Source organism: Phytopseudomonas daroniae (assembly GCF_004327275.1).
Classification (GTDB): Bacteria; Pseudomonadota; Gammaproteobacteria; order Pseudomonadales; family Pseudomonadaceae; genus Aquipseudomonas; species Aquipseudomonas daroniae.
Genome location: NZ_QJUJ01000005.1, coordinates 37675 through 56897 on the forward strand (window position 1 = coordinate 37675; position 19223 = coordinate 56897).

Genomic DNA, 19223 nt, shown 5'->3' on the forward strand with positions numbered 1-19223 from the left:
TACCCTCTCCTGCTGTTTTTATTGTTGTTACCGCTTTGCATGCCGGCATCAGGACAACCGAGGCCAGGACGGCGCTCGCGAGACCGACTCCTTTTCAATGATTCTTGAGCTGAGTGACATTGCTCTGTGGGGTGACATGGGCTTCGGGACGCACGCGCTCGCCACTGTCGGCATCGAACAGCAGTACCCGCGATGCATCGATATGCAGCTCGACGCTCTGCCCGACCTCTGGTGCCTGATCCGGCGCCAGGCGGCAGCACAGCTTGCTGTCATTGACGCTGACGAAGACCAGGGTGTCCGGGCCGGTGGGTTCGGTGACCTCGACCACGGCCGGTAGTGAAGCCTCCTGGCCGGAGGCGCTGGCCGGCTGGATCTGTTCAGGGCGAATACCGAGCAGCAACGTGCGTTGCTCGGCGCCTTCGGGCAGATAGCCGAGCGGCAGTTCGCAGCTGCCGCCCGATGAGGTCAGGCTGGCCCATACCTGGCCAGCACGCCGCTGCAATTGCACGGGCACGAAGTTCATCGGTGGCGAGCCGATGAAACTGGCCACGAACAGGTTGGACGGGTCGTTGTAGATCTGTTGCGGCGTGCCGAATTGCTGGATCACGCCCTCCTTCATCACCGCCACCTTGTCGCCGAGGGTCATGGCCTCGATCTGGTCGTGGGTGACGTACACCGTGGTGGTCTTCAGGCGCTGATGCATCAGCTTGATTTCGGTGCGCATCTCCACCCGCAACTTGGCGTCGAGGTTGGAAAGAGGCTCGTCGAACAGGTAGATCTTCGGCCGCCGCGCCAGCGCCCGGCCCATGGCCACGCGCTGCTGCTGGCCACCGGAAAGCTGACCGGGCTTGCGCCCCAGCAAGTGCTCGATCTGCAGCAGCTTGGCCACCCGTGCCACTTCTTCGTCTATGGCAGCTGGCGCCATCTTGCGCATCTTCAAACCGAAGGCAATGTTGTCGCGCACGCTCATGGTCGGGTACAGCGCGTAGGACTGGAACACCATGGCGATGTCACGATCCTTGGGGCTCATGCCGCTGATGTCGGCGTCGTCGACCAGGATCGCGCCGTTGCTGATGCTCTCCAGCCCGGCGATGCAGTTCATCAGGGTGGATTTGCCGCAGCCCGAGGGGCCGACCAGGATCAGGAATTCCCCGGCATCGATCTTCAGGTCGATGCTCTTGAGGGTGTCCGTCAGGCCACTGCCGTAGGACTTGTTGACGTTGCGCAGTTCAAGCGTTGCCATTTACTTCTCTCCACGTTGAAAGCGCAGCTTTCAACCCTTGACCGCGCCGGCCGTGAGGCCGCGCAGGAAATACTTGCCCGCCACGATGTACACCAGCAGGGTCGGCAGCCCGGCGATCATCGCCGCGGCCATGTCCACGTTGTATTCCTTGGCCCCGGTGCTGGTGTTCACCAGATTGTTGAGGGCCACGGTGATCGGCTGCGCGTCGCCACTGGCGAACACCACACCGAACAGGAAATCGTTCCAGATCTGGGTGAACTGCCAGATCAGGCAGACCATGATGATCGGCAGCGACATGGGCAGCAGAATGCGCCCGAAGATGGTGAAGAAGCCGGCACCGTCTAGGCGCGCCGCCTTGACCAGGGCATCCGGCACGCTGACGTAGAAGTTGCGGAAGAACAGCGTGGTGAAGGCGATGCCATAGACCACGTGAATCAGCACCAGGCCCGTGGTGGTATTCGCCAGGCCGAACTTGCCGAGGGTGAACGAGGCTGGCAGCAGTACCGTCTGGAACGGCAGGAAGCAGCCGAACAGCAACAGGCCGAAGAACAGCTGCGAGCCGCGGAAGCGCCACATCGACAGCACGTAGCCATTCAGAGCGCCGACAGCCGTGGAAATCAGCACGGCCGGCACGGCGATCTTCACCGAGTTCCAGAAGTAGCCACCGACCACATCCCAGGCCTTGACCCAGCCGATCAGGGTGAATGCCTCGGGCCAGGACAGCAGGTTACCGGCACGCACATCCTCGGGGGTCTTGAAGCTGGTCAGCAGCATCACCACCAGCGGCACCAGGTACAGCGCCGCGGCGAACAGCAGGGTGGCGTAGATCGCCACACGGCTTGGGCTGAAGGCTCTAGTCATGGCGTTTGCCCCGCAGTTCCGAGTAGAGATAGGGCACCAGAATCGCCAGGATCGCGCCGAGCATCATCATCGCGCTGGCCGAGCCGATGCCCATCTGGCCGCGGCTGAAGGTGAAGTTGTACATGAACATCGCCGGCAGATCGGAGGCGTAGCCGGGGCCGCCCGCAGTCATCGCCGCCACCAGGTCGAAGCTCTTGATGGCGATATGGGCGAGGATCATCACCGCGCTGAAGAACACCGGCCGCAGACTCGGCAGCACGATGCGCAGGTAGATGGTCGGCAGGCTGGCGCCGTCCACCTGGGCCGCCCGGATGATCGATTGATCGACACTGCGCAGCCCCGCCAGGAACAGCGCCATGACGAAGCCCGAGGCCTGCCACACGGCAGCGATCACCAGGCAGTAGATGACCCGATCCTGATCCACCAGCCAGTCCAGGCGAAAGCCTTCCCAGCCCCAGTCGCGCAGCATCTTGTCCAGCCCGAGGCCGGGGTTGAGCAGCCATTTCCAGGCGGTACCGGTGACGATCATCGACAGCGCCATGGGATACAGATAGATGGTGCGGATGAAGCCTTCGCGGCGAATGCGCTGATCCAGCAACACCGCGAGCAACACGCCGATGACCAGGCTGATGCCGATGAACATGCCGCCGAACACCATCAGGTTCTTGCTCGCCACCCACCAGCGGTCGTTGTCCATCAGCCGCACGTACTGCTGCAGGCCAACCCACTTGTAGCTGGGCATGAAGCTGGAGTTGGTGAACGACAGCACCAGCGTCCAGAGGATGTAGCCGTAGAAGCCGACCAGCACCACCAGCATGCTCGGCGCCAACACCAGCTTGGGCAGCCAGCGCTGCAGCGCGTCGAAGGGTGAAGCCTTGCCGATTACCGTCGTGACACTCATCGGGCATTACCAGTGTGAAGATGAAATTCGGGTCGAACGCCGCCTACGACAGCGCTGAACGCCTGTCGCAGGTGGGCTTGGGAAAGATGCGCGGGCCGTCGATGGCGGCCCGCATCACGCCTATTGAGCGGACTTGATCGCGGCGTAGATCTGCGCGCCGGCCTTGCTCGGGTCGGCGTTCTTCTCGCTCATGAAGTTGGTCACCACATCGAAGATCGCACCCTGCACCGCCAGGTTGGTGGCCATGCTGTGGGCCATGCTCGGCTCCAGCTTGCCGTTCTCGTCGGCTTCCTGGAAATCCTTCATGGAGGCCTGGGCGCAGCTGTCGAACTTGCTCATGTCCAGATCGGAACGTACCGGAATCGAGCCCTTGTTCTCGTTGAAAACGTACTGGAACTCGGGCTCCAGCGCGATACGCGCCAGTGCGTGCTGGGCGGCGACGTCACCTTCGTTCTTGAGCTTGAACATGGCCATGGAGTCGATGTTGTAGGTGTAGCTGCCGGCAGTACCGGGCATCGGTACGCACTGGTAGTCCTTGCCCGCGACCTTGCCGGCGGCCGTCCACTCGCTCTTGGCCCAGTCGCCCATGATCTGCATACCGGCCTTGCCATCGATGACCTCGGCTGTGGCCAGGTTCCAGTCACGGCCAGCGCGGTTGTCGTCCATGTAGGTCGAGAGTTTTTTCAGGGCGGTGAACACTTCGGTCATCTGCGCACTGGTGAGGGTCGCCTCGTCGTTCTCGACGAACGCCTTGTGATAGCCATCGGCCCCCATGATGCCGAGCACCAGCCCTTCGAATACGGTGCTGTCCTGCCACGGCTGGCCACCATGGGCCAGAGGCACGAAACCAGCGGCCTTGAGTTTGTCGCCAGCGGCATAGAGCTCGTCGAGGGTGGTTGGAGGCTTCTCGATACCGGCCTTCTTGAATACTTCGGGGTTGATCCACAGCCAGTTGACGCGGTGGATGTTCACCGGCACGGCCACGTAATGACCGTCGTATTGCATGGTGCTGGAGACGGTCTTGGAGAGCAGCCCGTCCCAGTTGTTGGCCTTGGCGACATCATCCAGCGGGCTGAGCAGATCCAGCGCACCCCACTCCTGCAGATCCGGCCCCTTGATCTGCGCGGCGCCGGGCGGATTGCCGGAAACCACACGGGTCTTCAGCACGGTCATCGCGGCAGAGCCTGCGCCACCGGCCACGGCGCTGTCCTTCCAGGTGAAGCCGTCCTTCTCGACCAGCTCACGCAGAACCTTCACGGCCGCAGCCTCGCCGCCGGACGTCCACCAGTGCACGACTTCGACAGTACCTTTGGAGTCGGCTGCCAGGGCAGTGAGTGGGAACAACGAGGCGAGAGAAACGGCAGTAGCGAGACGGGTGATCGCGTTCATCGGAGTACCTTTCTTGTTGTTATCGGGCAAGTCGTGGTGCTTGCGTTGCATGGAGTTTAATCAGGCTTTGCTGGCAGCCAGGTAACGAAGGGATGCGCGAATGTCACCGCCCCGTTACATGGCCGCCAATGCCGTGGCCAGGCTCGGTGCCAGCGCCAGGCGCGGCAGTAGAACCGCCTGGTAAGCGTGATAGAGATCGGGCTTTCCGGGCCAGATGCTGGCAGCCGGGTGGTTGTCGTTGTCGAGTTCGTGATGCCAGCTGCCGCCCTGCAGGTCGATGAAATAACTGGATGTGAATTCCCAGAACCGTCGATACCACTGCTCGTAGATGGCCTCGCCAGTGCGCCGCAGCAGCGCGGCGGCAGCCGCACTGGCTTCGGCCTGCACCCAGTGCAGCCGCGCCCGCACCACCGGCCGCCCCAACCAGTCGAGGTTGTAGACCAGCCCCGGCTCACCATCGGCATGCCAGGCGTCCCGACAGGCACTGGCGAACAGCCCGCGGGCATCCTCCAGCAACCAGTCGGGCGCGATGAGCCCGGCCTGTGCCAGCGCTGCCTCGAGATGCAGCAGCAAGCGCGCCCATTCGAAGCTGTGACCTGGCGTGCTGCCATAGGGCCGAAACGGATCGGCGCGGTTATCGGCGTTGTATTCCGGCAAGGCCTGCCACTGCCGATCGAAATGCTCGACCACCACATAACCACGGGAGGCGGCATGGTCGTGGATCAGACGCTCGACGATACGCAGCGCACGCTGCAGCCAGAGGGTGTCCCCGGTGACGTCGGCCAGAGCGAGAAAGGCTTCGGTGGCGTGCATGTTGCTGTTGGCACCGCGGTAGGCTTCTTCCTGCGCCCAGTCGCTACTGAAACTCTCACGCAGCGCCCCCTCCTCCTCGCTCCAGAAATGTCTCTCGAGGATGGTGATCGCCTCATCCAGCAGCACCTCGGCTCCAGGCCTGTCGGCGGCTTGCGCGGAGCTGGCGGCCAGGGCCACGAAGGCATGCAGGTAGGCCGATTTGTCACCGCTACGGCTGGCATCGGCGAACCAGCCGCCCGTCACCTCATCACGCAAGGTGCCCTGCAGCGCGGCGATACCGTGATCGATCAGATGGGCATAGCCGGGAATACCCTGGACATGGGCCAGAGCGAAACAGTGGGTCATGCGGGTGGTATGGATCAACTCGGCGATGGCGCCTGACGGCAGTCGGCCATGGGAGTCGAGGGCGGCGAAGCCCTGCTCGACAGCCGAGGCCCTGGCGAACGGCAGGAGTCGCATACCTTCGGCGTTCAGCCAGGCCCGGTGCGCCGGTTTCACCAACCAGCTGTCGGAGGGCAATGCAGGTGTTTTCATTGTTGTTATTCCGTAATGCGTGAACCGTAGGGTGGGTGACGCTTCATTCACCCACCAACCCACTCCCTCAGGGCTCCATGACAAGAGTCTAATGGCGACTCCGCATCATTCGAGTAACGAAGGCTGGTTGCTTTGTCACCATCCGGTGACATTCACTCGGGCGAGCGTGGCAGTTGAAGCGTCACCCGCAATCCTCCCTCACGCAGGTTCTGCAGGCTCACTTCGCCGCCATGGCTATGAGCGATATTGCGGGCGATGCCCAGCCCCAGGCCGTAGCCCTGTTGCTGCCCGGCCAGGCGGAAGTGCGGCTCGAACACCTGCTCCAGGCGCTGCTCGGGAACGCCCGGCCCTTCATCGTCGACGTGCAGCACATAAGCACCGCCGTCATCTTCAACGTGCAGATGAGCGTTGTGGCCGTACTTGAGGGCGTTATCGATCAAGTTGCCAATGCAGCGGCGCAACGCCAGGGGCTTGCCCGGGTAGGCGATGCTGGCCTCGCCATGCAAGGTCACCCGGCCATTGCCGCCGGGCGCCAGGTAGGGCTCGACCAGGCAATGCAGCAACTGGTTGAGATCCACAGGCTCGATATTTTCGTGGATGTCGGTGTCTTTCACGCACTGCAGAGCGCCCTTGACCAGCAGTTCCAGCTCATCCAGATCCCGGCCGAACTTGGTCTGCAGCCCCTCGTCGTCGAGCAGTTCCACGCGCAGACGCAGGCGCGTGATCGGCGTGCGCAGGTCGTGGGAAATGGCGCTGAACAGTTGGGCACGCTCGGTCAGGTAACGGCTGATGCGCTCACGCATGGCATTGAAGGCGCGCCCTACTTCGACGACCTCACGCCCGCCGCCTTCGACCACCGGCTCGACGTCGGCACCCAGCGACATATGCCGCGCCGCCCGCGCCAGACGCTTGAGCGGGCGGCTCTGCCAATGCACCAGGATGCCGATGAACAACAGCAGGAAACCACTGCTGAGCAGGATGAACCACAGCTGCTGGGTCGGCAGCACCGGTTCCTCCAGGCTGGTATAGGGTTCGGGCAACAGCGAGGCGATATACAGCCACTCGCCGGGCGCCAGCTGGATCTGCGTGACCAGCACCGGTGGATTGACCGGCTCCAGGGTCAGCGCGTAATGCGCCCAGGAGCGCGGCAATTCGTCGAGCTTCAGGCCGCCATTGAAGATACGCAGGTCGTCCGGGCTGACGAAGGTCACGGAAATGTCCGCGCTATTGCCCAGGGACTCGCGCAACACCTCGCTCACCGCCTGGGTCACCGCCTGCTTGCGCGGCGTGACCGGCAGCAGATGCATCGACAAGGGCCGGTCATTGAGGCTGACGACGAAACGCGTGCCGCCCATGCTGCGCAGCTGGTCGAGCACCAGGGGGCGGTAGGCCACCGGCAGCGAGCGGAAATAACGCACGCTGGCCGACATCGAATGAGCCAGGCTGCGCGCCGTGGTCACCAGCCCCTCGAGTTGCGTCGCTCGCAGCTGGGACAGCCAGATGGCGCTGGACAGCGCCTGGGCGACCAGCACCGAGAGCAGTGTCAGCAACAACATGCGCCCCAGCAACGAACGCGGAATCGGCAGCAGCCGACGCCACTCAGCGCGCATTGCCAGCCTGGGCGGTAACGACAGCGGCCAGTTGGTAACCGCTACCGCGCACGGTACGGATCAGGCGTGGAGGTTTGTCGGTATCGCGCAGGCGTTGACGCAGGCGGCTCACGGCCATGTCGACGATCCGTTCCAGCGGCATCACCTCGCGTCCGCGGGTGGCATTGCCGATGGTGTCGCGGTCGAGGATCTGCTGCGGATGATCGAGAAACAGCTTGAGCAGCGCGAAGTCGGCACCGGATAGCAGCACCTCCTCGCCGTCGAGATGGAACAACCGATGGCTGACCATATCCAGGCGCCACTCATCGAAGGTCAGCACGTCTGCAGCGCGCTCCTGGGAAAAGTGCACACGGCGCAGCAACGCCTTGATGCGCGCCAGCAATTCGCGAGGGCTAAAGGGTTTGCCGAGGTAATCGTCAGCGCCCAGCTCCAGACCGATCACCCGATCGGTCTCGTCGGAACTGGCGGTGAGCATGATGATCGGCACCTGGGCGAAACGCTGGTGCTCGCGCGTCCATCGGCACAGGCTGAAGCCGTCTTCGTCGGGCAGCATCACATCGAGAATCACCAGATCCGCACCGCCTTCGCACAACGCCTGGCGAAAGCCGGCGCCATCGGCCACGGTGCGCACCTGCAGGCCGGCACGACCGAGGTAGGTTTGCAGCAGCTCACGAATATCCTGGTCGTCGTCGACCAGCAGGATGGATTTTCCAGTTGGGCTCACATCGATAATCCTTGTTTTTGTTATCAGCGATGCTTGGACAAGCGAATCGAGTCTCTAACTCCGTAACAGATGCTGTTGTGCTGCAACCCCCGCGCCCATCAGACCAGGATACTCGGCAGTCACCAGCCACACCGGCAAATCATCGAAATAGTCGCTCATGCAGCCCTTGTCCCGCAGGCTGCGGGAGAAGCCGCTGGCCAGGAAGAAATCGGCAAAACGCGGCACCATGCCTCCGGCGATATACACACCGCCACGGGCACCCAGGGTCAGCACGTTGTTCCCGGCGACGCGACCGAGCAGGCAGCAGAAAAGCTCCAGCACGTTGACCGCCAGCGGCTCGCCCTCCAGCGCGGCGCGAGTCACCTGTGCCGCGCTCTGCAGCGCTGCGGGTTGACCGTCTACCGCGCAAGTCGCGCGGTACAGCGCCAGCAGCCCATTGCCACTCAGCGCGCCAGCCTCGGCGCTGACGTGCCCGAGCTGGCGATGCAGGGCCTGCCAGATCTGTGCCTCGCGGGCACTGCCAACCGGCAGATCGACATGCCCGCCCTCGCCCGGCAGCGCGTGCCAGCTGCCATCCGGCAATGCCAGCAGCGTGCCGACACCCAGGCCGGTGCCAGCGCCAATCACCACGGCCGGTCGCTGCGGCTGCGCCACGCCTGGGCAGACGGTGATGTATTCATCATTCTGCAGACGGGTCATGCCCAGGGCCATGGCCGAAAAATCGTTGATCAGCAGCAGCTCGCGCACCTGCAACTCGGCGCAGAACGCCGCGCGACTGATGCGCCATGGGTTGTTGGTGAAACGAAACGGGTCGACCTCGACCGGGCCAGCACAGGCCAGGCAGATAGTTTCCACCTCGCCGAGCGCCAAGCCTTCGGCCGCCATATAGGCCTGGATGGCCTGCTCGACGGTGGCGTGATCGGCGGTGGCCGATACGCGCACCGACTCCAGACGCTCGTCGCGCCAAAGAGCGAAGCGCGCGTTGGTACCACCAATGTCGCCAACCAGCGCCAGACTCATCGTAGCGAATCCAGTTCGGCGGTGAAGGCACTGGCGCCCTCTTCCGCCGGGCTGAACGCGGCACGCATGAACGCGAACAGCTCGCGGCCGCAACCAACACCAGTGCCTTGCGGGCGCGGCGCAGAATCGCGGGCCGCCCATTCGATCTCGTCGACCAGAATCTGCAAGCGCCCCTCCACGCCATCGACGCGAATTACGTCACCGTCACGCACCCGAGCCAACGGCCCGCCATCCCAGGCTTCCGGGCTAACGTGAATGGCTGCCGGCACCTTGCCCGAGGCGCCGGACATGCGCCCGTCGGTGACCAGCGCCACCTTGAAGCCGCGATCCTGAAGGATGCCCAGATACGGCGTGAGTTTGTGCAGCTCGGGCATGCCATTGGCCTTGGGGCCCTGGAAGCGCACCACGGCGATGAAATCGCGCTCCAGCTCGCCGGCCTTGAAGGCTTCGGCCAGGTCGACCTGGGTCTCGAATACCCGCGCCGGGGCTTCGACCACCTGATGCTCCGGTGCCACCGCCGAGACCTTGGCCACGCCGTTGCCGAGGTTACCCTTGAGCACGCGCAGCCCGCCTTCCGGAGAGAAGGCTTCCGGCACGCTACGCAGGATATTGCGATCCAGACTCTGCTCCGGGCCCTGACGCCACACCAGGCCGTTGTCGCCGAGGAAAGGCTCCTGGGTGTAGCGCGACAGGCCATGCCCGGCGACGGTATAGACGTCCTCGTGCAGCAGGCCGGCTTCGAGCAGCGTACGCACCATGAACGGCACGCCGCCGCAGGCATGGAAGTGGTTCACGTCGGCCTGCCCATTGGGATAGACCTTGGCCAGCGTCGGGGTAACGGCGGACAGGTCGGCCATGTCCTGCCAGGTCAATTGAATACCGGCGGCGCGGGCGAAGGCTGGAATGTGCAGCGTGTGATTGGTCGAGCCGCCCGTGGCGTTGAGCGCCACCACCGAGTTGACGATGGCCTTCTCGTCGATGATCCGGCACAGCGGCGTGTACTCGCCGCCCTGACGGGTCAGGCGCACTACCTGATGCGCGGCCTCTGCAGTCAACGCGTCACGCAGCGGCGTGTATGGGTTGACGAAGGATGAGCCCGGCAGGTGCAGGCCCATGATTTCCATCACCACCTGATTGGTGTTGGCGGTGCCGTAAAAGGTGCAGGTGCCGGGGCTGTGGTAGGACTTCATCTCCGATTCCAGCAGCTCGTCGCGAGTCGCCTTGCCTTCGGCGTAAAGCTGGCGGACTTCGGCCTTTTGCTTGTTGGGAATGCCCGACGGCATCGGCCCGCCCGGCACGAAGATCATCGGTAGGTGGCCGAAACGCAGGGCGCCGATCATCAGCCCCGGGATGATCTTGTCGCAGATGCCCAGCAGCATCGCCGCGTCGAACATGTTGTGCGACAGCGCCACCGCGGTAGACATGGCGATCACCTCGCGGCTCGCCAGGCTTAATTCCATACCCGGTTCGCCTTGGGTCACACCGTCGCACATCGCTGGCACGCCGCCCGCGACCTGGCCGACCGAGCCCACGGCGCGCAGCGCCTGCTTGATCAGTTCGGGATAGTGTTCGTAGGGCTGATGGGCGGACAGCATGTCGTTGTAGGCAGTAACGATGCCGACGTTGGCCTCGTTCATCAGCCGCAACCGCTGCTTGTCTTCACTGGAACCACAGCCGGCAACGCCGTGGGCGAAGTTGGCGCATTGCAGCGCACCGCGGTGTGGGCCTTCACTATCGGCGGCGGCCATTTGCGCCAGGTAGCGTTCGCGAGTCGCGCGGCTGCGGGCGATCAGGCGGTCGGTTACCTCGAGAATGCGGGGATGCATGGTGTCGACTCCAGGCTAACAGGTAGCAATTCGAATTGTATTTTTATCAAAATACTGACAGCTAAAACGCTTGATTTCTACTTTCATGAGAATAATCTTGTTTTTAAAACAACATATAAGGATCAGCGCTCATGACATTGCGAATTGCCATCAATGGTTTCGGTCGCATCGGCCGTAACGTCCTCCGTGCACTCTATACCCAGAGCTACCGCGAAAACCTGCAAGTCGTCGCGATCAACGATCTGGGTGACAGTGCAATCAATGCGCACCTTCTCAAATACGACAGCGTACACGGCATTTTCGATGCGTCCGTCGAGGTCGACGGGCAGAACCTGATCATCAATGGCGATCGCATTGCCGTCAGCGCGATCCGCAACCCGGCGGATCTGCCCTGGAAGGATCTCGACGTCGACGTGGTGTTCGAGTGCACCGGCCTGTTCACCGACCGCGACAAGGCCGCCGCACACCTGACTGCCGGCGCGCGCAAGGTGATCATCTCCGCACCCGCCAAAGGCGCTGACGCCACGGTGGTCTACGGCGTCAATCACGACAGCCTGCGCGCCAGCCATCAGATCATCTCCAACGCTTCCTGCACCACCAACTGCCTGGCGCCGGTCGCCCAGGTGCTGCAGCGCGAGCTGGGCATCGAGAGCGGGCTGATGACCACCATCCACGCCTACACCAACGACCAGAACCTGTCCGACGTTTACCACAGCGACCCGTTCCGCGCGCGCTCGGCCACGCAGTCGATGATTCCCACCAAGACCGGTGCGGCCGAAGCCGTCGGCCTGGTGCTGCCGGAGCTAGCGGGTCGCCTGACCGGCATGGCGGTGCGGGTGCCGGTGATCAATGTCTCGCTGGTCGACCTGACGGTGCAGGTACAACGCAACACCAGCGCCGAGGAAATCAATGCGCTGCTGCGCGCAGCCAGCCAGCAATCGCCGGTACTGGGCTACAACGAACTGCCGCTGGTGTCCTGCGACTTCAACCACAACCCGCTGTCGTCGATCTTCGACGCCAACCACACCAAGGTGAACGGCCGGCTGGTCAAGGTACTGGCCTGGTACGACAACGAGTGGGGCTTTTCAAACCGCATGCTCGACACCTGCCTGGCTGCCCACGCGGCCAAATAAGGCAGCGCTCACCAGTGCGGCGAGGCATCGACGCGGATTACGCTCGGTAAATCGCCGTGAGCGGATTACAATTGCCGCCCGCTTGAACCTCAATGCCGTCCACTGACGCCAGAACGCTCTGGTCGGCATCGCCAGCCGCGTCGGCAGGCAGCAGGTACATTGTCATCCGAACATCACTGGAAGCCGCATGGACTCTAGCCGTAACACTCTCGAACAGCATTACACCGCGATCCTCGGCCAACTCGGCGAAGACGTCTCCCGCGAAGGCCTGCTCGACACGCCCAAGCGCGCCGCCAAGGCCATGCAATACCTCTGCAACGGCTATGAGAAGACCCTGGAAGAAGTCACCAACGGTGCGCTCTTCAGCTCCGACGCCAGCGAGATGGTGCTGGTCAAGAACATCGAGCTGTATTCCCTGTGCGAGCATCACCTGCTGCCCTTTATCGGCAAGGCCCATGTCGCCTATATCCCCAACGGCAAGGTACTGGGGCTGTCCAAGGTAGCGCGCATCGTCGACATGTATGCCCGCCGCCTGCAGATTCAGGAAAGTCTGAGCCGGCAGATCGCCGAAGCCGTTCAGCAGGTCACCGGCGCACTCGGCGTGGCGGTGGTCATCGAAGCGAAGCACATGTGCATGATGATGCGCGGCGTGGAGAAGCAGAACTCCTCCATGGTCACCTCGGTGATGCTCGGCGAATTCCGCGAAAATGCCGCGACCCGCAGCGAGTTCCTCAGCTTGGTCAATAGCTGAGACCGAGCACTTCAGCGCTTACTCGTAGGAGCATCGCCCTCGGCGCGAAACGATGGCAGCGTCACCGCAATATCGGCGCCGCCTGCACCATTCGCCGCGGGGTCGCGGCTCCTACAAATGGTGTGAACGCCCCTCTACCCGTAGGAGCGTCGCCCTCGGCGCGAAACGATGGTGGTCATTGCGCGCTATTGCGGCCTGACCACCAGTCGTCGGTAAGCCGGCTCGTGCCGCCCCTGATAATCCGCCTCAGATTTTCTCCACGAACTGCAACTCGGCCAGCCGCGCGTATAGCAGGTTGCTGGCGACCAGTTCGGCATGCGTGCCCAAGGCAACCAACCGTCCCTGATCGAAGACGGCGATACGATCGGCGCTCTTCACCGTGGCCAGACGGTGGGCGATCACCAGGGTGGTACGGCCGCGCATCAGTTCCGGCAGTGCCTGCTGGATCAGGTGCTCGCTCTCGGCATCCAGGGCACTGGTGGCCTCGTCGAGCAACAGGATCGGCGCATCCACCAGCAGGGCACGGGCAATCGCCAGGCGCTGACGTTGACCGCCGGACAAGCCCAGCCCGGCATCGCCCAGATGAGTCTGATAGCCCTGCGGCAGTCTCTCGATGAATTCATGGGCATGCGCCGCACGAGCCGCGGCTTCCACTTCGGCGCTGCTGGCGTCCAGGCGCCCGTAGCGGATGTTGTCTTCCACGCTGCCGAAGAACAACGCCGGGTGCTGGGAAACCAGAGCGAAGCTCTCGCGCAGGATCTGGGGGTCGAGGCGCTCGATCGGCAGCCCGTCGATCATGATGCGCCCCTGCTGAGGATCGTAGAAACGCAGCAGCAGATCGAACAGGGTCGACTTGCCCGCCCCGGATGGCCCGACGATGGCCAGGGTTTCACCGGGTACGACAGTCAGATCGATGCCCTCCAGTGCGAGACTTTGCGGACGTGTCGGGTAAGCGAAGGATAGACCCTGTACCTCGATGCGGCCCTGCACCGGCTGCGTGGGAATCAGCGCACCCTCGAGCGGGGCATGAATCTCGTTGCGCGCGCGCAGCAATTCGGTAATGCGCTCGGCGGCGCCGGCCGCACGCTGCAGCTCGCCGATAACTTCGCTGAGGGTGCCGAACGAGGAGCCGACGATCAGGCTGTAGAACACGAACGCGGCCAGCTCGCCACCGCTGATGCGCCCGGCGATCACGTCCATGCCACCGACCCAGAGCATCACACCCACGGCGCCCAGTACCAGAACGATGACCACGGTAATCAGCCAGGCGCGCTGGGCGACGCGCTTGCGCGCCGTGTCGAACGCCGCTTCGGCGGACAGGGCGAAACGGCGGCGGTCTTCGGCCTGGTGATTATAGGCCTGTACCGTCTTGATCTGCCCCAGTACCTCGCTGACGTAGCTGCCCACGTCGGCGATGCGATCCTGGCTGAGTCGCGACAGTTCACGTACCCGTCGGCCAAACAGCAGGATCGGCGCCACCACCAGCGGCAACGCCGCCAGCACGATAGCGCTCAGCTTGAGGTTGGTGACCACCAGCAGAATCATGCCGCCGACCAGCATGATCAGGTTGCGCAGCGCCATCGACAGGGACGAACCGATCACCGACTGCAACAAGGTGGTATCGGCGGTCAGCCGCGACTGGATCTCCGAGCTGCGGTTGTGCGCATAGAACCCGGGGTGCAGACCGACCAGGTGATCGAACACGCGCTTGCGGATGTCCGCCACCACCCGTTCGCCAAGCCAGGACACCAGATAGAAACGCGTGTAGGTACCCACCGCCAGGGCGAGCACCAGCACGAAGAACAGCAGGATCGAATGGCGCAGCGCTTCAGGCGACTGGGTGGCCAGGCCCTGATCCACCAGCAGTTTGATGCCCTGCCCCATGGACAGGGTGATCGCTGCGGTAAACAGCAACGCCAGCAGCGCGCCGACCACACGGCCACGATAAGGGGCGATAAACGCCCACGACATGCGCAAGGCCGCGCGCTGGCGGGAAGACAAAAACAAGGTCATGGTGGGCTCGAAGGCTGATGACAGAAGGGCTCTAGCACATCAGATGGGGCCGCGAGCGGTAAACATCAAGCGCAGGAGCCTATGTTGGCGGCAGCGTATCGTTCAAATTAATATATGGAACACGATTCCAAAAACAATCATAACCCCACCAGGAACCCAAGATGCCCACCACAGCTTCCACCCCGCTCCCTCAAGAATGCGACCTGCTGGTGGTCGGCTCCGGCGCTGCCGGGTTGGCTGCAGCGGTGACCGCCGCCTGGCACGGCCAGAAGGTCGTGCTGGTGGAAAAGGACGCCGTATTCGGTGGCGCCACCGCCTGGTCGGGTGGCTGGGCCTGGGTACCGCGCAATCCGTTGGCGCGTCGCGCCGGCATCGAGGAAGACATCGAACAGCCGCGCACCTACCTGCGCCACGAACTCGGCGAACACTACGATAGCGCTCGCGTCGACGCTTTTCTCGAGGCCTGTCCGCATATGGTGGCGTTCTTCGAACGGCACACCGCTCTGCAGTTCGCCGACGGCAACGCCATTCCCGATATGCACGGCGATACGCCCGGTGCCGCCACGGGCGGCCATCAGGTGATTGCCGCGCCCTATGATGCCCACGAGGTACTGGATCTGTTACCTCGCCTGCGCAAGACCATGCGGGAAACCTCTTTCATGGGCATGCCGATCATGGCGGGTGCCGATCTGGCGGCGTTTCTCAGTATGACCCGCTCGCCGAAATCGCTGTGGCACGTGATCCGCCGCTTCAGCACTCACCTCTATCACCTGGCCCGCTATGGCCGCGCCATGCACCTGGTCAACGGCGTCGCACTGGTGGCGCGGCTGGCACGTACGGCTGCCGATCTCGGTGTCGAACTGATCGAGTCCACTCCGGTTGTTCGCCTGCATCAGCAGGATGGCCGGGTGAACGGCGCCACGCTGCTCCGCCAGGATGGCGAGCATTTCATCAGCGCCCGCGCAGTGATCCTCGCGGCCGGTGGTTTCCCGAACGACCCACTGCGACGCCAGCAGCTGTTTCCCCGCGAGGCCAGCGGCCAGGACAACCTGGCGCTGCCGCCAGCATCCTGCTCCGGCGATGGGCTGCGTCTGGGCGAAGCGCTGGGTGCCCAGGTCGACACCGCGCTGAAGTCACCCGTCGCCTGGGCACCCGTTTCCAAGGTACCCCATGCGGACGGCAGCGTCGGCCACTTCCCGCATATCATCGAGCGCGGCAAGCCAGGCATCATCGGTGTGCTGGCCAACGGCAAACGTTTCGTCAACGAGGCCCATGGTTACTACGACTACGTATCGGCAATGGTCGAGCAGGTGCCGGAAGGCCAGGCAGTGTGCTCCTGGCTGATCTGCGATCACCGTTTCCAGCGCCGCTACGGCCTGGGCTTCGCCCGCCCCGCTCCCGTGCCGCTCTGGCCGGCGTTGCGCAACGGCTACCTGCAACGCGCCGCCACTGTGGAGCAACTGGCACTGCAGTGCGGTATCGATCCGGTTGCGCTCGCGACCACGGTAGCTACATTCAATCAGCACGCGCGGGCTGGCGAGGATCCCGAGTTCGGCCGCGGCAGCACCGCCTTCAACCGCAAACAGGGCGATCCGTTGCATCCGGGGCCGAATCCCTGTGTCGCGCCAATCGAACAGGGGCCCTTCTATGCAGTCAAAGTACAACCTGGCTGCTTCGGCACTTTCGCCGGCTTGAAGACCGATGCGGCGGCCCGCGTACTCGACGCCGAAGGTCAGCCGATCACCGGCCTGTATGCCGCTGGTGCGGACATGGCCAGCGTGTTCGGCGGTCATTACCCGTCGGGCGGCATCAACCTGGGCCCCGCCCTCACCTTCGGCTACGTCGCCGCGCGCCATGCCGCCGGCATCAGCGCCTACGAATAGCCATCCGTTGTCATCAGGAGGATTCACATGCAGGCCATCCGCAATCGTTACCAACTGAACATGCCGAAACTCGGCCTGGGCACCTGGCCCATGAAGGACGACGAATGTACCCGAGCGGTGCACCAGGCTCTGCAGATCGGCTACCGGCATATCGATACCGCCACCGCCTATGAGAACGAGGCGGCAGTGGGCAAGGCGCTGGCCGAGACCGACGTCGAGCGCGAGAAGATTCACCTGACCACCAAGGTCTGGTGGGACAAGCTGCAACCCGACGCCATCCGCGCTTCGCTCGCCGCCAGCCTGCAGGCGCTGCGCACCGAGTATGTCGACCTGTTCCTGATCCACTGGCCGGGAAACGCCGGCAGCCTGGCCGGTGATGACCTGCGCCGCGCCCTGGAAACCCTGGCGGCTCTGCGCGACGAAGGGAAAACGCTGAACATCGGCGTCGCCAACTTCCCGCTGCCGCTGCTGCGCCAGAGTATCGAGGAGTTCCAGGCACCCATCGCCGCGATCCAGGTGGAGTACCACGTGCTGCTCGACCAGCAGCCGATGCTCGATTACGCCCGCGAACACAACCTGGCGTTCACCGCCTATTGCCCGCTGGCCCGCGGCGAAGCCGCGCAATTGCCGGAAATCCGCCAGATCGCCGCCAAGCACGGCGTGTTCCCCAGCCAGGTGGTGCTGCAGTGGCTGCTCGCCCAGGACAATGTGGCAGCGATTCCCAAGGCCAGCGGCGTGGAAAATCAGCGGGCCAACCTGGCCGCCCTGGATATCCGCCTCGACGACGAAGACCGCGCCCTGATCGCCAGCCTGCCGAAGGATCGGCGCCTGGTCAGCCCGGATTTCGCGCCGAAATGGTAAGCGGAAAATGAAGAGCCCCGCCTGAAGCGGGGCTCAAACCGTAGCCTGGGTGAAGCACAGCGATACCCGGGAGCGGTTGGTGGAAGAAAACAGCGTCTTCCACCCTACGGGATAGCAACGCCCGCGTAGGAGCCCCGCCCACGGGGCGATGCGATTAAGGCAACCCGCAACACCAACGCCGAACACCCACCCGTAGCCCGGGTCAAGCGCAGCGATACCCGGGAATGCACCGATGCACGCTCACTACTTGTCGAGGGACTCGACGCCGACTTCGTCCCACAGCTCTTCGGCAAGGTGGAAGGTGGCATTCGCCGCTGGGATACCGCAGTAGATCGCGCTCTGCATGATCACTTCCTTGAGTTCCTCACGGGTCACGCCATTGTTCTTGGCAGCCTTGAGGTGCAGCTTCAACTCGCCTTCGCGGTTCATTCCGATCAGCATGGCGATGGTGATCAGGCTGCGGGTGTGGCGCGGCAAGCCCGGACGCGTCCAGATATCACCCCAGGCATGACGGGTGATCATTTCCTGAAACTCTTGGTTGAACGGCGTGATGTTCTGCAGGCTGCGATCGACATGGGCATCGCCCAGCACCGCACGGCGTACCTGCATGCCGGCTTCGTAACGTTGTTTCTCGTCCATCTTTTCGGATCCATTATAGTGAGACGTTTGCGGGCCGGGCATCGCGGTTTTATCGACGCAACGTGGGCACCGCCAGGCAAAGGTGGATGAAAAAAGCGTCAGCTACGCGCCCCGATCCACCCTAGGGGTTGAGCTTGCACGGCCGTAGGGTGGATCGCGCTTCATCGATCCACCATTGGCACCGATGAAGAAGCGCAATTACACGCCTCGATCCACCCTGCGGGTCATTTGCCTTGCAGGAAACCCAGCACGCGCTGAGTGAACAGCTCGCCAGCCTGCACATTGGACAGGTGCGCGGCGTCGAACTCGACCAGCTCTGCATCGGCGATACGCGCCTGCATGAAGCGACCGTGTTCCGGCGTGGTCACCGCGTCGCCAGTGCCGCAGACGATCAGGGTCGGCGCGCTGATCGCGGCGATCTGCTCGCGGAAATCGGCATCGCGCACCGCGGCGCAGTTGGCCGCATAACCCTGGGGCGAGGTCTGCGCCAGCATGCTGACGATGGCCTCGACCTGCTGCGGATGCCCAGCGGCGAACGACGGGGTGAACCAGCGCTCGATCGAGGCATCGCGCAGGTCGCGCATGGCCTTCTCGCCGCCCTTTAGCACGGTGTCGATGCGCGTGTTCCACACCTCGTCCGTGCCGATCTTGGAGCCGGTGTTGCACAGCACCAGGCGCTCCAGGCGCTCGGCCGCGTTGATACCGAACCACTGGCCGATCAAACCGCCCATGGACAGGCCGCAGAAATGCACCTTGTCGATATCCAGTGCATCGAGCAGTGCCAATACGTCGTGACCGTTCTGCTCGATGCTGTAAAAGCCCGGGCTGACCAGTGACTGGCCATGGCCACGCGTGTCGTAACGCAACACGCGAAAATGCTCGGTGAACGCCGGAATCTGCGCGTCCCACATATGCAGGTTGGTGCCCAGGGAATTGGACAGCACCAGTACCGGCGCATCCGCCGGGCCTTCGAGTTGGTAGTTCAGGTCGCCATCGGCGAGGGATACCACAGGCATGACAAT

Annotated in this window: 16 protein-coding genes; 4 read left to right on the forward strand and 12 right to left on the reverse strand. The window is 63.5% G+C overall.

Features of this window, described 5'->3' with window-relative positions; all coding sequences use genetic code 11:
* Positions 1-94: 94 nt before the first annotated feature.
* From DNK10_RS13595 to edd, 9 genes are all read right to left on the reverse strand, one after another.
* Complete coding sequence (locus tag DNK10_RS13595) at positions 95-1243, reverse strand: ABC transporter ATP-binding protein (RefSeq protein WP_131191935.1); 1149 nt, start codon at positions 1241-1243, stop codon at positions 95-97.
* Positions 1244-1273: 30 nt separating this feature from the next.
* Positions 1274-2104 carry a carbohydrate ABC transporter permease gene (locus DNK10_RS13600; protein WP_131191936.1) on the reverse strand — a complete coding sequence of 277 codons (831 nt, stop codon included), beginning with the start codon at positions 2102-2104 and terminating at the stop codon, positions 1274-1276.
* The gene (locus DNK10_RS13605) at positions 2097-3005 is read right to left on the reverse strand and encodes a carbohydrate ABC transporter permease (RefSeq protein WP_131191937.1); all 909 of its coding nucleotides are present in this window, start codon (positions 3003-3005) and stop codon (positions 2097-2099) included. Before DNK10_RS13605 ends, DNK10_RS13600 begins: the two co-directional genes overlap by 8 nt.
* A 120-nt stretch (positions 3006-3125) precedes the next feature.
* The gene (locus DNK10_RS13610; protein WP_131192132.1) at positions 3126-4394 is read right to left on the reverse strand and encodes an ABC transporter substrate-binding protein; all 1269 of its coding nucleotides are present in this window, start codon (positions 4392-4394) and stop codon (positions 3126-3128) included.
* A gap of 114 nt (positions 4395-4508) precedes the next feature.
* Positions 4509-5741: a D-mannose isomerase gene (locus DNK10_RS13615; RefSeq protein ID WP_131191938.1), complete on the reverse strand. Its 1233-nt coding sequence runs from the start codon at positions 5739-5741 to the stop codon at positions 4509-4511.
* Positions 5742-5893: 152 nt separating this feature from the next.
* Complete coding sequence (locus tag DNK10_RS13620) at positions 5894-7351, reverse strand: ATP-binding protein (RefSeq protein ID WP_131191939.1); 1458 nt, start codon at positions 7349-7351, stop codon at positions 5894-5896.
* Positions 7341-8075: a response regulator gene (locus tag DNK10_RS13625; RefSeq protein WP_131191940.1), complete on the reverse strand. Its 735-nt coding sequence runs from the start codon at positions 8073-8075 to the stop codon at positions 7341-7343. Before DNK10_RS13625 ends, DNK10_RS13620 begins: the two co-directional genes overlap by 11 nt.
* A 54-nt stretch (positions 8076-8129) precedes the next feature.
* A complete protein-coding gene (locus DNK10_RS13630; RefSeq protein WP_131191941.1) occupies positions 8130-9095 on the reverse strand; it encodes a glucokinase in 966 nt (321 codons plus the stop codon).
* A complete protein-coding gene (gene edd, locus DNK10_RS13635; RefSeq protein ID WP_131191942.1) occupies positions 9092-10921 on the reverse strand; it encodes a phosphogluconate dehydratase in 1830 nt (609 codons plus the stop codon). Before edd ends, DNK10_RS13630 begins: the two co-directional genes overlap by 4 nt.
* 131 nt (positions 10922-11052) lie before the next feature.
* On the opposite strand from edd, the gene gap reads away from it, so the two are divergent.
* Both gap and folE read left to right on the forward strand, forming a co-directional pair.
* Complete coding sequence (gene gap / locus DNK10_RS13640; protein WP_131191943.1) at positions 11053-12054, forward strand: type I glyceraldehyde-3-phosphate dehydrogenase; 1002 nt, start codon at positions 11053-11055, stop codon at positions 12052-12054.
* A 187-nt stretch (positions 12055-12241) separates the two neighbouring features.
* The gene (folE, locus tag DNK10_RS13645; RefSeq protein WP_131191944.1) at positions 12242-12805 is read left to right on the forward strand and encodes a GTP cyclohydrolase I FolE; all 564 of its coding nucleotides are present in this window, start codon (positions 12242-12244) and stop codon (positions 12803-12805) included.
* A 246-nt stretch (positions 12806-13051) separates the two neighbouring features.
* Here folE and DNK10_RS13650 read toward each other — a convergent pair whose 3' ends face one another.
* Positions 13052-14818 carry an ABC transporter transmembrane domain-containing protein gene (locus tag DNK10_RS13650; protein ID WP_131191945.1) on the reverse strand — a complete coding sequence of 589 codons (1767 nt, stop codon included), beginning with the start codon at positions 14816-14818 and terminating at the stop codon, positions 13052-13054.
* A 161-nt stretch (positions 14819-14979) separates the two neighbouring features.
* Here DNK10_RS13650 and DNK10_RS13655 point away from each other — a divergent pair, with 161 nt between their 5' ends.
* Positions 14980-16701 carry an FAD-dependent oxidoreductase gene (locus tag DNK10_RS13655; protein ID WP_131191946.1) on the forward strand — a complete coding sequence of 574 codons (1722 nt, stop codon included), beginning with the start codon at positions 14980-14982 and terminating at the stop codon, positions 16699-16701.
* 27 nt (positions 16702-16728) lie between these two features.
* Complete coding sequence (locus tag DNK10_RS13660) at positions 16729-17562, forward strand: aldo/keto reductase (RefSeq protein ID WP_131191947.1); 834 nt, start codon at positions 16729-16731, stop codon at positions 17560-17562.
* A 243-nt stretch (positions 17563-17805) separates the two neighbouring features.
* On the opposite strand, the gene pcaC is transcribed toward DNK10_RS13660, so the two are convergent.
* A complete protein-coding gene (pcaC, locus tag DNK10_RS13665; RefSeq protein WP_131181571.1) occupies positions 17806-18201 on the reverse strand; it encodes a 4-carboxymuconolactone decarboxylase in 396 nt (131 codons plus the stop codon).
* Positions 18202-18425: 224 nt separating this feature from the next.
* Positions 18426-19217, reverse strand: a complete 792-nt coding sequence (gene pcaD / locus DNK10_RS13670) for a 3-oxoadipate enol-lactonase (RefSeq protein WP_131191948.1) — start codon at positions 19215-19217, stop codon at positions 18426-18428.
* Positions 19218-19223: the final 6 nt, after the last annotated feature.

Excerpts from the sequence above, each read along its gene's own strand:
- DNK10_RS13600 (WP_131191936.1), bottom strand. The coding sequence starts at position 2,104 with ATGACTAGAGCCTTCAGCCCAAGCCGTGTGGCGATCTACGCCACCCTG.
- DNK10_RS13650 (WP_131191945.1), bottom strand. The coding sequence starts at position 14,818 with ATGACCTTGTTTTTGTCTTCCCGCCAGCGCGCGGCCTTGCGCATGTCG.
- DNK10_RS13610 (WP_131192132.1), bottom strand. The coding sequence starts at position 4,394 with ATGAACGCGATCACCCGTCTCGCTACTGCCGTTTCTCTCGCCTCGTTG.
- DNK10_RS13620 (WP_131191939.1), bottom strand. The coding sequence starts at position 7,351 with ATGCGCGCTGAGTGGCGTCGGCTGCTGCCGATTCCGCGTTCGTTGCTG.
- gap (WP_131191943.1), top strand. The coding sequence starts at position 11,053 with ATGACATTGCGAATTGCCATCAATGGTTTCGGTCGCATCGGCCGTAAC.
- folE (WP_131191944.1), top strand. The coding sequence starts at position 12,242 with ATGGACTCTAGCCGTAACACTCTCGAACAGCATTACACCGCGATCCTC.
- pcaC (WP_131181571.1), bottom strand. The coding sequence starts at position 18,201 with ATGGACGAGAAACAACGTTACGAAGCCGGCATGCAGGTACGCCGTGCG.
- DNK10_RS13615 (WP_131191938.1), bottom strand. The coding sequence starts at position 5,741 with ATGAAAACACCTGCATTGCCCTCCGACAGCTGGTTGGTGAAACCGGCG.
- edd (WP_131191942.1), bottom strand. The coding sequence starts at position 10,921 with ATGCATCCCCGCATTCTCGAGGTAACCGACCGCCTGATCGCCCGCAGC.
- DNK10_RS13630 (WP_131191941.1), bottom strand. The coding sequence starts at position 9,095 with ATGAGTCTGGCGCTGGTTGGCGACATTGGTGGTACCAACGCGCGCTTC.
- DNK10_RS13605 (WP_131191937.1), bottom strand. The coding sequence starts at position 3,005 with ATGAGTGTCACGACGGTAATCGGCAAGGCTTCACCCTTCGACGCGCTG.
- DNK10_RS13655 (WP_131191946.1), top strand. The coding sequence starts at position 14,980 with ATGCCCACCACAGCTTCCACCCCGCTCCCTCAAGAATGCGACCTGCTG.
- DNK10_RS13660 (WP_131191947.1), top strand. The coding sequence starts at position 16,729 with ATGCAGGCCATCCGCAATCGTTACCAACTGAACATGCCGAAACTCGGC.
- DNK10_RS13595 (WP_131191935.1), bottom strand. The coding sequence starts at position 1,243 with ATGGCAACGCTTGAACTGCGCAACGTCAACAAGTCCTACGGCAGTGGC.
- pcaD (WP_131191948.1), bottom strand. The coding sequence starts at position 19,217 with ATGCCTGTGGTATCCCTCGCCGATGGCGACCTGAACTACCAACTCGAA.